This window comes from Vibrio sp. R78045, from assembly GCF_042466085.1.
Classification (GTDB): Bacteria; Pseudomonadota; Gammaproteobacteria; order Enterobacterales; family Vibrionaceae; genus Vibrio; species Vibrio cyclitrophicus.
The window spans coordinates 34006-49007 of sequence record NZ_JAXHBS010000011.1 but is presented as its reverse complement, the minus strand read 5'-3'; the positions used below and the strand labels follow the sequence as shown (position 1 = coordinate 49007).

The following is a 15002-nucleotide window of genomic DNA, read 5'->3' as shown; positions in this document are numbered from 1 at the left end:
TTGTCAACAGTAATCGTCAGTAAATCAGAAATAAATGCGCACTTATGTACGAGCTCAACAAGAGTAGCTAACTCAGGCTCTACGATATTTACGCGAGTTAGTAGCAAATCTAAGCTACGAGTTCAAGACTCTCAGATGCCCGCTGCTTTGACTAACTGATTTTCATCCAATTTATGCATTTTACTGTTAAGACAATTTACTAAGATACTAACGGTTCAGCTTTATATTCCGTACCTTGAGTTAAAATAGCAAATGCTGTTCTGACATTTTTATTTGCCAACGCTACCGCAGCACACTTCTTACCTCTACGTTCAATTAAATTTTTTAGCCACTCTTCTTTTTTTGTTTTCGGTGGGCGATTGGCAACCTTGCTTACGATCGACATCGCACCAGTAATCAATTGGCTTCGAAACAGAGTATTTTTAAAACCTCTTCCTATCGAACCGATTTTAGCTCTCCCCCCACTTGAATGTTGTATTGGTGTGAGCCCTATGCAGGCTGCGGCTGCTTTCCCTTTACTAAAAGCTCCAATGTCAGCACACCCGAGCGCGATATATAAGTTAACAGCATTAAGGATACCGATGCCTTCAATTTTAAGTAACTTCTTACATTCAGGATGATAATTCAAAGATTCTTCAAGGCAGTTGTCGTAAATATCAATCGCTTCAACCAGCGATAAATATTGATCCCAGGCAGTAGATATTGCCTGACGAAACGAAGGTGAAAAACCATTATCTGCGTCTTCTAGGGTTTCATCAATTGTTGCTCTTAACCCCCCATTTCTGTTGGAGACTTGAATATTTAATTCAGATAACAAAGCAATCAATTGGTTTTTAGAAGCGGTTTTTTGTCTTATGCTTAGTTCTCGTAAGCGGACAATCGATTGTAGTTGCTGCTGTTCGGCTGTTTTACCTTGAATAAAGTTCACATCAGGTAACAGTGATGCTTGTACTATCGCCAAAGCATCATTTTTGTCAGTTTTCTGATTTTGTCTGACCACAGCAACTAATCTCGATGAGATTAAACGAGCATCATGCCCATGAGAAGAAGCGAGTTGCTTCCAATAATTCGAAGTACCACAAGCTTCAAACACGATTGTGGCAGGCCTTGAATTTACTAACCAACAAGTAAACGCCTTCGGTGTCATCTCTGTATTTGAGTGCACTTTTCTGTTTGTATAAATACAAACTTGGATCACTTTTTTAGCTAAATCAACGCCAACAATCGTCTTGTTCATTTGAATCTCCAAATTATTTTGAACCCTACTATTGTAGGACTTAGGGTTGGGGAGTCCAATTATCTAAGCTGACATTTTACGTAACATACGGAACAGGGTAAGCCTGTATCACTCCCTTTGGGAAAGCCTTTGTGGCCGATAGTGATGCAGGTATAGGAGGTCGGAAAAAGCGAAAGCTACATTGTAATGATGCAGATACAGGCTTATGTCTGATCACGAAAGTGAGCCCACTTCCGACAGGTCTCCCATTGCGAGAGAATTTGAAGAACTTTATTCAAGGAGAAAAGCAAATGGTGATCTCGAAAGAGATTAGTGCATCTTCTGACGGCACTCAATGGCAGTCCATCGACTGGAAATCCGTTGAAGCACACGTATTGAAGCTTCAAATGCGTATCGCAAAAGCAACTAGAGAACAGAAATACAGTAAGGTGAAGTCCTTACAGTGGCTCTTGACTCATTCTCGCTCAGCCAAGCTTCTTGCGGTTAAGCGAGTCTCTCAGAATAAAGGCAGTAAAACGTCTGGAATAGACGGTGTCACCTGGAACACAGATGTACGCCGTATGAAAGCAGTCAATCAACTGAGCCGCAAGGCTTACTCTGCAAAACCACTCAAACGTATCTACATTCCCAAAAAGAACGGTAAGCTCAGGCCATTGGGTATTCCATGCATGATTGATAGAGCGCAACAAGCCCTCCACCTTCTAGCATTAGAACCAGTGTCCGAAACGCTTGCCGACCTCAATAGCTATGGGTTTAGGCCAAATCGCAGCACGGCTGACGCCGTCAGTCAGTGCTTCAAATGTTTGGCTCTAAAGCGATCAGCTAAGTGGGTTCTTGAGGGAGATATTAAGGCTTGCTTCGACAAAATCGGGCATCAATGGCTTATGGACAATATCACGGTAGATAAACGTATGTTAGAGCAATGGTTAAAGTCTGGCTATGTGGATAAGGGTCTGTTCTATGATACCGATGAGGGTACACCTCAAGGTGGAATAATCTCTCCAACCTTGATGCTAATGACTCTCGCGGGAATAGAGCAACAAATAAAATCTACAGCCCTGAAAAAGGGTGCTAGGGCCAACTTTATCGGTTACGCGGATGATTTCGTGGTTACTTGCTCTTCAAAGGAAGTGCTAGTGAACGACATCAAACCACTGATTGCTGACTTTTTGGCAGAAAGAGGGTTAGCCCTCTCCGAAGAGAAAACGAAGATCACTCATATTGATGATGGCTTTGACTTTCTAGGCTTCAATCACAGGAAGTACAAAGGGAAATTGCTCATCAAGCCGAGCAAATCCAACACGTTGTTATTTTTGAGAAATCTACGAGAACTCATCAAAAAGCACGCAACCATCCCTGTTAACGATCTTATCAAGTTGATAAATCCGAAACTCAGGGGATGGGCGAATTACTATCGCCACTGTGTTGCTAAACAAATATTCGGGTATGTCGGCCACAAACTATTCCAAGCGCTATGGCACTGGGCAGTTAGACGTCATCCAACCAAGTCCAAAGACTGGGTTGTTCATAAGTACTTCCTCAATCGTAAAGGCCAGTGGCAATTTCACGGTTGGCAGAAAATCATGAACATGGACTGTCACTTCAATCTGTTCCAAATAGCAAAAGTGCCGATCGAACGACACGTGAAAATTAGGAGTGCTGCGACCCCTTTTGACCCTCAATACCAAGAATACTTGGTGAAGAGAAAACCCAAAAGGCTAGCTCGTAACTCTTGGAAAGAGCCTGTCCTGACTGCGTTATAAGTTGCTGGGTATCAACGATGCCTTAGTGGAGGCTTGAGCCGTATGCAGTGAAAGTTGCACGTACGGTTCTTAGAGGGGCGGCACTTGGTAACAAGTGTCGTCTACTCGACAAAACCTTGTTAGAAATTAATAAAACCATTGCGCGGTAAAGCGATTGCCTGCCGACATCAGGCACTAATAATGATGAAAAATAAATCAAATAAGATGTGATATAAATCACTTTACAAGCCCATTTGGACTGTTATCCTCAAGATGTTAAACGTTGAATACTGACGAATAGTATTAAACACACGGGGTTAACCCCCCTTAAATGGCTTTCTGAAATGTGTCGTGGCTTCTTTTTAAAGAAGTGAAAGCGTACTTAACTGCCCTTAGCCTATATTGATAGAGCTTTGGCGCTATACACCGACTTTTTATCACCCCCACGGGAAAATTATTTCCCATGGTGGGATGTAATTTTTTCTCGTGCAGCCTGTCTCGGAGAAAACATTATGTCTGATAACAATCAAAACACTTATTTCGACCTTCACACTCATGGATTTGGTTTTCTAAACCGCGTGAGAAAAGTGACACCGAAAAAAGGTGACCCGTTCTACGCAACCACCATCACGTGTTTACGTGGTGATGATAACGAAAGAACGTACATTGACTGCAAAGTCGTAGGGAAAGAGGCGATTGAGCTTTTTGAAGCGCATGGTCTTGATAACTATGACTTTAGCCCACAAGGTGGCGATAAAGGCTCACTGAGTTTTACTATCAGTGATATCTCGCTCGACACCTTTACTTATCAAAGCAACCACAGTACGAAAGCGGGTCAGTTTGGCGCAACCATTAAGGGGCGTCTACTCAAAGTGAAGTATCTGAAGGTGAATGACGTTGTACTTGTACAATCGCCAGCACCGACTGGTTCTGATGAAAATCAGCAAGCGGCTTGATGTTTGACTGCCCCAATACACTGTTGTGTGTTGGGGCTTTTTATTACTTTCATTGATGACCCACAGGGGATACGTTCCCCTATGGCGACGTTTCTCCTTTTTGCCAATATTAGGAGAGCGACAATGAACAATACAATGATGATTCAAGAGACGCATAACGCGTTGGTACTAGAGTACGTACTCGACACGAATGGTTTCACAAGTGAAGAACCCTGTCCTTGCTGCGGTCAAGCTGCTGTAAGACGTGAATTTGATGAGTTACTGGGTGGTTGCATTAACCGAGTTTACTCATTGGATTGTACTCACTGTAGCCATCATGAATGTGACCAAGAGTTTTGCTCTAAGTGCGAAGCCAACATGGAGGAAAATAAGCGCGGTTATTCCAAAGCTTGCTACTACGCTGATGTATTCGATGTTATCGAACAAAAAATCCGTGATGGTAATGCTAAAGCGATAACAGGCGTTCATTGGACTGAATTGAAACAGGCATTGCACAGCGAACCCGAAGTGGTGAGCTGGCTATGTACGTTTTATCTTCTTGACGCTGATGAGCCGCAAGCGGTAGTTCATTGGTGGAAAAAGACCATGCTGGACGCGCGTTTTGATGTACGCCTAGAGGCGCGTATTGAACAAGCGAAATTGAATTAACTATTAACCCAACCCACAGGGGACTCGTTCCCCTATGGCGGCGGCTCTCCTTATTTATTTTTGAGGAGAGCAAGATGGACAAAATCAATCTTTTACAGACCAAAGCCAGTGCGCTTTTTTCTGTGGCGAGGGGCAGTGACATTTCACCATCAGAGCTGGCAAACGCTGGTTTTATGATGCGTGAAGGTCGCTTTTACCCCGTCGAAGACATTGAAGTGATCCAACAACGCCTTAGCCATGATTTCATGGTGTGGGATGAATCTACCCCGTTTGTGAACACGCTGAGATTTCAGCGTCGCTCGCATTAGGGGCAACCCATAAACCCATAGAGGGGAATGCCTCCTCTATGGGGTCATTCCTTCTTTTTTTTATATTAGGAAGAAATGATATGACTCAACTTATGGTGACGGTAACACTGGCCGGTGGGCAGAAAATCGATTGTGACGTCTCTAAACATCACTATCGTAATAATAAGCAAATCGCGCTCCAGTTATGCACAGCCGATACAAAACGAAATGAAGCTTCGGATTCGTTTCCAGGAGAGCCTATGGGCACTCCAACGGTGTGTTTACCAAATAATCACTTCAACGAGAATGAAACGGCCATCAAAGATTGCGACGAGTACGCTGGATTTTTAGGCGCGCTTGAGCAAGCAGGAGTGGTTCGACGTACCACGAGAACCATTCATGGCCCGTATGTTTCGTATAACGTCGTGGAAGTGTTGATCTAACCGTAATGTAACCCATCCGACAGGAACCTCTATTCCTGTCGGGGATTGGGGTTTTCTGTCTTTTTTGTTATTCTTATTTTATGAATACGGAGAAAGATATGTGCGAAAAGCAAAAACGCATCGAAGAGCTCGAAATAGAGAATGTTAACCTCTATCGAACGCTCTCAGAGGCGTACAAGTTTAACGCGGAAGAGCGAAAACTTAATGCAGAAGAGCGCAAGCTCAATGTTGAGCAACGAAACATCGACAGCCAACTTATCTGGCGTCCGTGGCAAGTTGCGTTAATTCCGATATTACTTGGCGTACTTGCATTAGTCGCTGCTATCGCTAGATAAACCTCAATTCGACTTAACCTTAAAGCCTCTATCTTAGATAGGGGCTTTTCTTTACCCACCAGGGAGCACGCTCCTTGGTTTGGGCGTGGCTCTTTTTGATAAAGGAGACAAACCATGTCTGACAAATGGGTCTACACACTACCTGCCGCAAGAGGCATTCAAGCTGGACGCTGTTTTTATAACGTCGCCATGCCAATGCGAGTTTTAACGAAACTGCTTCGTATTGATGACGGAGAGGCATTAGAGCGTTCGCAGCGCTTGGTGAATCCAGGACGAGCACGCAAAGTGGCGCAATACATGCTCAATAATCGAGACAGCTATATCATTCCTTGCTTAACCGGGGTGATTGAGACGAACCCAACCAGTCCCGAGTCTGTGCAATTTAACATGCTGGGCAATGAAACGTTTATTGGTCAGCTCAGCATTCCAATGGATGCACAACTTAAACTGTTTGATGGTCAGCACCGAGCCAGTGGCATTCGCCTGGCAATTCAAGAAGCGTCTGAACTTGGTCAAGACAATGTGCCGTTATTGCTGTTTGTTGATATGACATTAGCAGAGCGCAAAATGGCCTTTACTGACATCAACCAAAATGTGTCTAAACCCGCGCAGAGTCTATCGGATGCGTATAACTCAAGGGAAGTCTTGCCTCAGTTGGCGGTTGAACTGGCTAATGAGCTCAGCTGCTTTAAAGGTCTTGTGGACTTTGAACGTAATACCATCACGGCAAAAAGTGCGTATTTGTTCCCACTCAAAACCATTAAAGACGCGACGGCAACGTTGCTGAGTTTGAATGCAAAAACGGAAACCGTCAGCGAGGCCAACCGAGAGGTGGCGCGTGTGTTTTGGCAATCACTTAGTGAGGCACTAAAGTGGGGAGGGCTGTGGATGGAGAATGATGAGCCGGCAACGGTTCGTCTAGAGACCATCAAAACTCACACGGTGATGCTCAAAGCGTATGCACTAGCTGGGCAATGCATGTTATGCCAATTGGGTGATGTGAACGAACTGCCTTATGAGCGGTTAGCTGCCCTAGATTTTTCTAGGGATTCCTCTGACTTCATGCATCGATGCATACAGCTAGAAACAGGACGAATGCTTTCTGACTCAACGGCAATACGTTTAACAGCCAATAAGTTATTGATGCAATGTGACCTTCCTTTAACACCGGAGCACCGCCAACTGGAACGTCAGTTCTTTGGTTGGAGCATTGATCTCGCGCTGAAAGATTTGGTGAACTCAGGCTTATCTAATGTCGAACCTGAGCTTGCACGGATTATCGGTGACAAGTTTGTGATCGCGATGAAAGCGCTCGGTGTCGAGTTTGGGGAAAGTTCGATGCAGGATTATCAGCATTTCTTTGAAATGATTGATGGGGACGACAATCCATCACGCTTTAACCACTTAGGGGTGATGAAATCGGAAGTGAAAAAGATCTTTTTTGCTGCCGAAGGAGAGAAGTCATGAATGTACTTTCCGGGGAAGTGAGCACAATACTCGAAGTTGTCTATGTGTATGACGATGAAGGCACCATGGCACTGGCCAAAATAACGGAAAGTCAACCAGCGCAAGATGCCGCGATCGATGTGGTTGAAGCGGTGGTGAAGTGGACAAAGGAGTTCGGCTTCTCGATGTATTCTCACGGTGAGAGCTGCGCGCACCTTCAAGAGCTAGAGCAGTTAAAGCTGCAGGTGAAAAATCATGAGGTTGATGTCCATCAAACCGACTGGTTTCGTAGCGTGTTGGGCTTTACCTTTTCAGCTAAATAATCTGATTTACTTAACGTCTTCTAATGACAAACGCCAGCGATAAGCTGGCGTTTTTGTTTCTACCGTAAGATCAAATCTTTACTTTCTGCCTTGGGTGGTAATTCAAGAAAACCAATAATAGTATCACAAATAAAAAAATTAATACTCGAGAAATAATTATTTCTATCGAGTATTTCCTCTTGCCTTTTTGTTAGCGTGTCGGGGTCTTTTATTGTCAGGAGAATGATATGCAAACGCGCTGGCTCATGTTGTCTTTTGCAGGCTTGTTGGCCGGGTGTCAAACCCCGCCTGAGCCTGTACAAGCGCCGCCACCCCCATTAAATATTCGCACTGCCCCCGAGTTATCGGGCAGCAGCGTGCAGACCTCACGTTATGTCATTGAACGCTCGGCAGGCGAGCAAATGACCGACATCTTAGGCGTGCCGATTGAAGCTCGCTTACCTGTAATGAGCAAGATGAGCATCAAAGACGGCGTCGAGTTCTTATTATCTGGCAGTGGCGTATCGCTGCGCACCCCGACGTCTTACGCTGAAACGCAGCTCTATGCGCAGCCGTTGCCTTTGGGTCATACCGATATGGGGCACATGAGCCTTCGACAAGCCTTGCAAGTCATCGGTGGTCAAGCGTTCTCGCTTGAGGAAGATGTGGTTCGTCGCAATGTGGGTTTTCGCCTCAAGTACGGGTATGAGTGGCAAGCGCCGAAACCCGTGAGTGGGTTTTCAGAAGGTAAGTCTCCTTTGGTGGGGTCTGTGAAAGCGAGCAAAGTGGCGGCGACATCGTCTCTTTCTTCTTCCCCAAAAGACGCGCAGCCAAGCGTTGTCATGACGCCGCAATTGAAAAAGTCATTAGCCTCTAAAAACGCTTCATCAGAGGTGTGGTCGAGCTTTGAGGACGATAATGATGCGTTTTTCGCCAGTGATATGCAGGGGAAACCCTCGTCAAGTTCAAAAGCAAAACCGACATCGTCTAAGTCGTCTGTGAAGAAAAAAGCGCTCACCACTTACCGCGTCCATGCTGGAGAAAGCTTTCGCAGCGCATTAACCCGCTGGGCTTACAAACATGGCGACCAACCTTTGGCGTTTGCTCAAGATAAGGCATTTTTGACTGCTTTGGATGGAGTGGCCACGCAAGATTTTGTTCGAACGGGCTCACTGTCGGGTGCTGTGAAAGCACTGTCGGCCTCTAATCCGTCTCTCAATACGTTAACGCTGTACTCAAACATACTTTCGAAGCTGATGGCTTTTCATCCGTGGAAAGGCGAGCGCGTGACGACCTTAATGGTCTCAGGTGACACATTGAAAGCGGCGACTAAGCAGGTCACCGGGCATTATGGCTGGCGCTGGGATGAAAAATCGTCTTGGCCTGTGGCTGACTTTACCTTCACGCCTTATCCATTGGTCACCAAAGAAGGTGACATCAGCATGGCCATGACCACGTTGCTTGGTCCCTATCCACTCAAAGCGCAGCGCCTAGATGCGACTAAAACTATTTACATCAAAGAGGTGACGCCATTATGAACCTATTTCGTCTCTCGGGTTTTCAATCCTTCTGTCTCATTGGCGTGCTCTTAACGCTCTCAGGGTGTGAAACCCTTGGGCTCAATGAATACGACAAGCGCAATGATGAGTCCGCCTCGGTACTCAGTGACATCGAGCGCCACCGACATCGTGAGTCTCTCAAAGTCGAACGCATTGAGCAGCCCCCGGCCAGCCTGATACCGATAGAGCGCCGCACCGATACTGACTATCTGAGTAAGACCGTGCGTGTCAGCACGCCCGCGTCGGGCTTGCCACTGAGCATGGTGCTCAGCGATGTGTTGTCACCCCTTGATAAACAAGCGTGGTTTGGGGCGAGCGTGAGCCCGAATACGCGCGTGCGTATTCAACATGACGGCTCACTGTCGGCATTGCTCAATGATATTGAGCGTCAGCTTAATGTCGGCTTTACCCCTAAAGGGGACACGTTGAACGTCGAACGCTTTGTGTCTCGCACGTTTGAACTTGAATTGCCGCCAGGGATGCTCAGCGACCAGATTGGCAGCGGTGAAAGCAGTGAAGGCGGAGACGATGAGGAAGCCTCTGCGAAAGTGGACGGGCAATACGTCACCTTATCGAGCAGTAATGTGGATGTGTTCGGGGAAGTGGCGCTGGGCGTAGAAGCTTTGCTTCAACTCGATCCGGATTTAACCGGAGAGGGGGATGCGCAAGAATCCTTAGTAGGCTCTGTGCAAGCCGTGTCGTCTTTATCTCGCTTAATTGTACGTACCACGCCAGGGCGCATGCGTGAAGTGGTGGCGTTTGTCGAGCAGTCGAAACAATCGCTGACGCGCCAAGTGGCCTTGGAAGTGCAAGTGCTCGAATTTCGTTCCAACCTTGGCCATGACCGAGGGATTGACTGGAATATTATTCGCGATATTGGTGGCGACAGCAGCTTGAGCTTTTTCATTCCTGGCACCAGTTTGGTTTCTGGCTCATCGAGTCCTGGGTTTGCGTTTACGGGCGGGGGCAAATGGTCCGGCTCAACGGCCTTGATAAATGCGTTGAACCAGCAAGGGCAGGTGTCGACCGAAACGCCTATTACGATATTGGTGCAAAACCATCAGACCAACCACATCACACAAGAGCGCATCATCGAGTTTGTTGAAAACATCAGCTCAGACAGTGACGAGGGCGTTATCACCACTGATACCGAGCGTGGTAAGCGCAGTGAGGGGGTGGATTTCATCGTCGTTCCGAACATTCAGCGCGACCACGTTTATCTTCGAACTTCGGGCATGTTAACCAAAATTGAATCGCTGGAGACGCAAGAGGTGGGCGGTGAAACCTTGGTCTTCCCACAAATGCGTGAAGCCAAAATCAACTTTGCCAACAAGCTCAAATACGGACAAACGATTGTGGTGGCCTCTGTGTCACAAATCGACACCACGACAGAAGAAAGTACCTTCCTAGGTATCCCCTTTTTAGGCGGTAACAGTGCGGTGAAACAGCGCGTCGATACGCTGGTGCTCCTCACTCCACGGAGGGCGGACGGATGATGGAATTACTGTCTCTTCCCCATCACGGTCACGCGACTAAGACGATTCGTCGCCTGAAAAGCCGCAGCCAGCAGCCTTATCAGTACGTGTCGCAACGTGGTGACTGGGTCTGTCTGTATGGCAGTGATTGTGAAGGCGTGGCGCGCAGTGAATGGTGGCTCGATGTGCTAACCGCGCGCGGCTTGCTCGATGAGCAAGAGGCTGGTGAGCACGGTGTCACCATTATCGAGAATATCGGAGACCTGTGGCACGCGACCCTGATTGACGCGGGTGTGGTGCGCCAAATCTGGACTGACACGCACTATCACTTGTGCGCAGCAAACGCAGGCGCCTCACATATTTTCTTGGTTGAATCTTTGCAAGCTGAGTCCGTGAGTGAAAACCATGAGCGCATAGTGCCGCCAAGCGACCAAGAGCTGAGCTTACTGGAGCTGTACCGGTTAACGCCACCCGCTCAACCCTTAAACAATCGCAGAGTGATAATTGGAGTGAGCGTGTTGCTCGCCGCAGTGATCGCTTTAACGCTTTATGTTCAGCGCTCTGACTCTAACGAGCCTGCGACTTCTCAAGTGAGTCATGAGAGCGTCTCGCCTGAGTTAAAAGCGCTCCCGCCATGGGGAATGTATCGCTTGGTACTGCATGAAACGGTCAGCGCGCAGACGGTCATGGAAGGGGCGCTATTGAGCGCGACTCACCTTGCCCTGCTACCTCCTGGTTGGAAAACCAAAGGCTTGACTCAACAAGGCGCAGAGCTGACGGCCACTATTGAGCGTGAGCCTAATGGCCTTATTGGTGTGTGGCAACAATGGCTGCGTCAACATGACTCATTTTCTTTGTTTTTGAGCAACGATGGGGACCAACACACGCTGCGTTTACCCCTCGCGTCTGGGATGCCTTACTGGCAGTCACACGTGATGCCGATGCAGCCGACAGACCAGCGCTTACAAGACGCGCTCGTGACCATGGGTTTTATCGCGCAGCAAAGCAGTGATAAGTCATCAAGCACTTGGCAAAGTAAAACATGGGAGGTGACGCATCAAGGGGTGAGCGCATCAGAGCTTGATACCCTGGCGGCGCTGTTTGCGGTCATGCCGGTCTCGATGAAAGCGCTCACGCTAAAACCGGTGAGCCCACATCGTTGGTCACTCTCTTTTTCCATCACTTTATATGGAGGTCTCTAATATGACCATTCCCCCAATTAAAATTGGTCTTATCGCCTTGATGGGCGTAGCGGCCGTAGGTATGAGCTACACCACGTTATTTCCTGACGTTAAGTCTGAGTACGCAGGTGCCTCCGTGCAGCAGGAAGAACAAGGCAATCATAGCGATGCCGAGTCTGGTCGTGAAGTGCCAGTATCATCCTCTTTATCAACGCTTTCTGCAGAGGCGCCGATGGCTCTGGAGCAGTCTGTAGAGGCCGTCAGTGAGGGTTTAGCTCAGCAAATGGCCAAACTCAATCTTGAGCCAGAGTCGGTCGTCCCCCTACCACCTCTTAGCGATGATATTGAGACGTACCTTAATAAGCTGTCTGAGCTAACCAGGGCGACGCTTGATGCCGATGTACGTGAGCAAAATTTACGCTCGCAACCGGACAGTCTGGAAACCGAGTTGAGCCTCATCGGCGCCCCCGTCAGCGTGACCCCGGTGGTGAGTACGTCTTCAAGAGCGTCAAAGGAGGTGCAAACCGCCGGCTTGATGTTGGGCAGCCTTGTGCAAATCGACAACGGAGCGTGGCAAGCCCGCATTAACGTGCATGGCCGTTGGCATAAAGTGCAAAAAGGCACCGTGGTCGGAACCTTGTCGATTGTCAGCGTGAGTGAGCAAGGCGTTCGTTTGCGTGATAACGGCGCGCATCGCTTTCTACGTATGGAGGGGTTTTGATGAATGAATCCAGACATGACCTGTCTTTATTGCACGACCAAACCTTACTTGAGCTGTGCATCGAAGATGGCCACACCATTGTGGATGAGGAGGGGGTGATTTGGGTGGACTGTTATGACAGCCCAAAATACGCCGATATTCGCCGCTACGTGCAAGAGACGGAATCGCTCAGTGGCGGGCGCTTTTTTGCGCGCGCCCCGATGGTGAAGTTAACCGATGAGACGCGCGTACAAACATTACTCGATATGGCGCGCACTCTACTCAATCAAGAGACGCAAGCCGCGCTGGAGTCGGCCTATGGCGATAAACTGACGCAGCTTTGCCAGGCCGCGGTGGAGGTCAAAGCCTCTGATATTCACCTTGAAGTGCATCGCAACAGTACGTCTATTTTGCTGCGCGTGGATGGGCGCCGTGAAAGGCTCAAAATCTTTGCCGGCGGGGAGAGCGCTGAGCGACTTGACCGCGCGGTGGGGCAATCTTTGGCGGCGTATATCTTCAGTCTGGGTAACTCCAATTATTCACCCAGACTGCCACTTAATGACCGCTTTGAACTGCCTTGCTCTATCACAAAGTTGGATGAGGAGGGAAAAAGTCACCGCGTCACTATTATGGTGGAGTGGCGCGTCGCGATGATGCCGCTCAGTCACGGCATTAAATTGGTACTGCGTTGTTTGACGCCCCTTGGGGAGCCTCTCACGCTTGATAATATGGATTTGTTGCCTGCTCAACGTGATTTGCTGGAAAGTAAAATGCAGCGCCGCTCAGGCATTATTGTGCTCACCGGCCCCATGGGCTCAGGCAAAACCTCGTTAGTGTACGCCTTGTTTGACACGGTTGACCGCGTGGCGCGTTGCTGCCATACGCTCGAAGACCCGATTGAGTTTGAACAAACGGGCATCACGAAAACCTTGGTTGAGCCCAAGCGTGAGTTGGTCGATGGCTCGGGGCAATACCTGGACTACACCTTCTATGCCCTAGAGCAGCTTCGCCAAGACATCGACATCACCTCGTTTGGTGAGCTTCGAAGTCATGACACCACCAAAGAGTTTACGCGCAAAGGCGAAACGGGTGGTTTGGCTCTCTCAACCTTGCACGCCAATAGTGCGCTTGGCGTGCCGGCTATTTTTATTGAGCAGCTCGGCATCCCGTCTTCCATTGTTTCGGCGCCAGGATTGATGCAGCTCTTTACCCATCAAAAGCTGGTGCGAAAGTTGTGTCCGCACTGCGCCTTAACCCTGGATGAAGCGAAAGCGGTCTATGACCATCACGATGAGCAAGCCGCTTATCAAACCAAGTTGACTCAAGTTTCAACGCTGTTACTCGAGGCGCATCATCAAGTGCGCGTAAAGCATCCTGCTGGCTGCGAGCATTGCCGTCAAACGGGTGAAAGTGGCCGTTTGTTGGTGTTGGAGCTTATCGCCATCGAAGATGCGGACCGCGAGTTCATCAAAGCGCAGGACTATTTAGGATGGAGTCGTTATCTACAGGCGCAAGGCTGGCCCGATATTCGTCGTCATACGCTGCATCGCATCGCACTTGGTCAAGTGGACATTGCGTCCGCCTCTGAGCAAGTGGATGGCTTGATGCCGGTGTCCTCTCAATCTTTATATCAACAAATCGGTCAAGAGATGGATGAGCAGGCGAACGCAGACCAAACGGAGGTCAATCATGTCGGTGTCTCTTGAACAGTGGTTGTTTGACAAAAAAGACCAAACCGCCCTCCTTGAGCAGTGGCGTACCTGCGCGCAGTACGGCATGACCACCAAGGATTTTTGCCAAAAGCTGGCAAGCAGTGGCTCGGGGAGCACGCAAAAAATTGGTCAAGCGGGTCTAAAGGCGCCTGGGGAAGGCAAACGCTTTACCGATGTGCTCAGTGGCTGGCTCTCGCCCGTCGTGGTGTCAACCCTCGCCATTGCTGAGCAAAACGGTCAGCTCAAAAGCGGCTTAAACATTGCCATTAAAGAGCTCGAAGGCGGTCAAGGCGTGATGAAGTCTCTATTACTCATGATGGCCTTTCCACTGCTGACTTTGCTGGGATTGGGCGTCTTGGGCGTGTACATCAGTGGTGAAATCATTACGACTGCTGGTCTTGAACACTCGATGGCCAGTCAGGTTCGAGAGACGGTTTCAGGGCCGGGACTGGTGGCGCTGAGCCTCTTCATTGGCTCGTTTGTTATTCAAGCGCTACTCATGCCGATATGGACAGGGCAAGGGCGCGATATGGCCGATAACATCTGGCCATTTTGCGACTATCGCATGGCGGTGGCGGGCAACCTTTTGTCCACGCTCGCCAATCTGTCACAAGCGGGCATGAGCCTCAAAGCTGCCATGACGGAGGTGGACGCTTATTCGTCTCGCTATTTGAAGTCTCACCTCAATCAAATGCAGCGCCAGCTTGAAACCGAAACCAACCCAGGGCGCGCGCTCGATACTGGGCTTTTGCTCCGTGACGCGCAGGTCAACCTGAACGTGATGGGAGATATCGCACCGCTTTCGACTTTGCTTGAAAAAAGCGCCGAACAACACCACCGCCATTTATCGAAAAAAATGGCCACGCTGAAACTCATTGTCCCAAAAGTCATTTTAGTTTGGGGTATCTTGCTGCTCGCCGCCCTGGTAGGCAGCGCCATGGCATCCCTTTTTATCTCGATACAACTCTAAGGAAACACA

At 48.6% G+C, this 15002-nt stretch carries 15 protein-coding genes; 14 read left to right on the top strand and 1 reads right to left on the bottom strand.

Annotated elements, in window-relative coordinates; genetic code table 11:
* Window positions 1–199 precede the first annotated feature (199 nt).
* Complete coding sequence (locus tag SJY39_RS09285; protein WP_102257639.1) at window positions 200–1237, bottom strand: IS110 family transposase; 1038 nt, start codon at window positions 1235–1237, stop codon at window positions 200–202.
* Window positions 1238–1527: 290 nt separating this feature from the next.
* Between SJY39_RS09285 and ltrA the strand changes: the two genes are divergently transcribed.
* The 14 genes from ltrA to SJY39_RS09215 all read left to right on the top strand — a co-directional run bounded on the left by ltrA (window position 1528) and on the right by SJY39_RS09215 (window position 14993).
* Window positions 1528–3000 carry a group II intron reverse transcriptase/maturase gene (ltrA, locus tag SJY39_RS09280; protein ID WP_102333119.1) on the top strand — a complete coding sequence of 491 codons (1473 nt, stop codon included), beginning with the start codon at window positions 1528–1530 and terminating at the stop codon, window positions 2998–3000.
* A 491-nt stretch (window positions 3001–3491) separates the two neighbouring features.
* Window positions 3492–3935 carry a DUF3577 domain-containing protein gene (locus SJY39_RS09275; RefSeq protein WP_017110273.1) on the top strand — a complete coding sequence of 148 codons (444 nt, stop codon included), beginning with the start codon at window positions 3492–3494 and terminating at the stop codon, window positions 3933–3935.
* A 123-nt stretch (window positions 3936–4058) separates the two neighbouring features.
* Complete coding sequence (locus SJY39_RS09270) at window positions 4059–4583, top strand: hypothetical protein (protein WP_235612580.1); 525 nt, start codon at window positions 4059–4061, stop codon at window positions 4581–4583.
* Between the two features lie 74 nt (window positions 4584–4657).
* Window positions 4658–4891 (top strand): hypothetical protein, encoded by a 234-nt coding sequence (locus tag SJY39_RS09265; protein ID WP_102333120.1) that lies wholly within the window; start codon window positions 4658–4660, stop codon window positions 4889–4891.
* 80 nt (window positions 4892–4971) lie between these two features.
* Window positions 4972–5313 (top strand): hypothetical protein, encoded by a 342-nt coding sequence (locus tag SJY39_RS09260; protein WP_102333121.1) that lies wholly within the window; start codon window positions 4972–4974, stop codon window positions 5311–5313.
* A gap of 98 nt (window positions 5314–5411) precedes the next feature.
* Window positions 5412–5648 carry a hypothetical protein gene (locus tag SJY39_RS09255; protein ID WP_102333122.1) on the top strand — a complete coding sequence of 79 codons (237 nt, stop codon included), beginning with the start codon at window positions 5412–5414 and terminating at the stop codon, window positions 5646–5648.
* A 114-nt stretch (window positions 5649–5762) separates the two neighbouring features.
* Complete coding sequence (locus tag SJY39_RS09250) at window positions 5763–7115, top strand: DNA sulfur modification protein DndB (RefSeq protein WP_102333123.1); 1353 nt, start codon at window positions 5763–5765, stop codon at window positions 7113–7115.
* Window positions 7112–7417: a hypothetical protein gene (locus SJY39_RS09245; protein ID WP_235612579.1), complete on the top strand. Its 306-nt coding sequence runs from the start codon at window positions 7112–7114 to the stop codon at window positions 7415–7417. Before SJY39_RS09250 ends, SJY39_RS09245 begins: the two co-directional genes overlap by 4 nt.
* A gap of 227 nt (window positions 7418–7644) precedes the next feature.
* Window positions 7645–8934, top strand: a complete 1290-nt coding sequence (locus SJY39_RS09240; protein ID WP_102333124.1) for a hypothetical protein — start codon at window positions 7645–7647, stop codon at window positions 8932–8934.
* Window positions 8931–10451 (top strand): type II secretion system protein GspD, encoded by a 1521-nt coding sequence (locus tag SJY39_RS09235; RefSeq protein ID WP_102333125.1) that lies wholly within the window; start codon window positions 8931–8933, stop codon window positions 10449–10451. The genes SJY39_RS09240 and SJY39_RS09235 overlap by 4 nt, the downstream gene beginning before the upstream one ends.
* Window positions 10448–11632: a hypothetical protein gene (locus SJY39_RS09230; protein ID WP_102333126.1), complete on the top strand. Its 1185-nt coding sequence runs from the start codon at window positions 10448–10450 to the stop codon at window positions 11630–11632. The genes SJY39_RS09235 and SJY39_RS09230 overlap by 4 nt, the downstream gene beginning before the upstream one ends.
* Window position 11633: 1 nt before the next feature.
* Window positions 11634–12332 carry a hypothetical protein gene (locus SJY39_RS09225; RefSeq protein WP_102333127.1) on the top strand — a complete coding sequence of 233 codons (699 nt, stop codon included), beginning with the start codon at window positions 11634–11636 and terminating at the stop codon, window positions 12330–12332.
* Window positions 12332–14017, top strand: a complete 1686-nt coding sequence (locus SJY39_RS09220; RefSeq protein WP_102333128.1) for a GspE/PulE family protein — start codon at window positions 12332–12334, stop codon at window positions 14015–14017. Before SJY39_RS09225 ends, SJY39_RS09220 begins: the two co-directional genes overlap by 1 nt.
* On the top strand, window positions 14001–14993 hold the full coding sequence (locus tag SJY39_RS09215) for a type II secretion system F family protein (RefSeq protein WP_170967450.1): 993 nt from the start codon (window positions 14001–14003) through the stop codon (window positions 14991–14993). Before SJY39_RS09220 ends, SJY39_RS09215 begins: the two co-directional genes overlap by 17 nt.
* The last annotated feature ends 9 nt before the right edge of the window (window positions 14994–15002 follow it).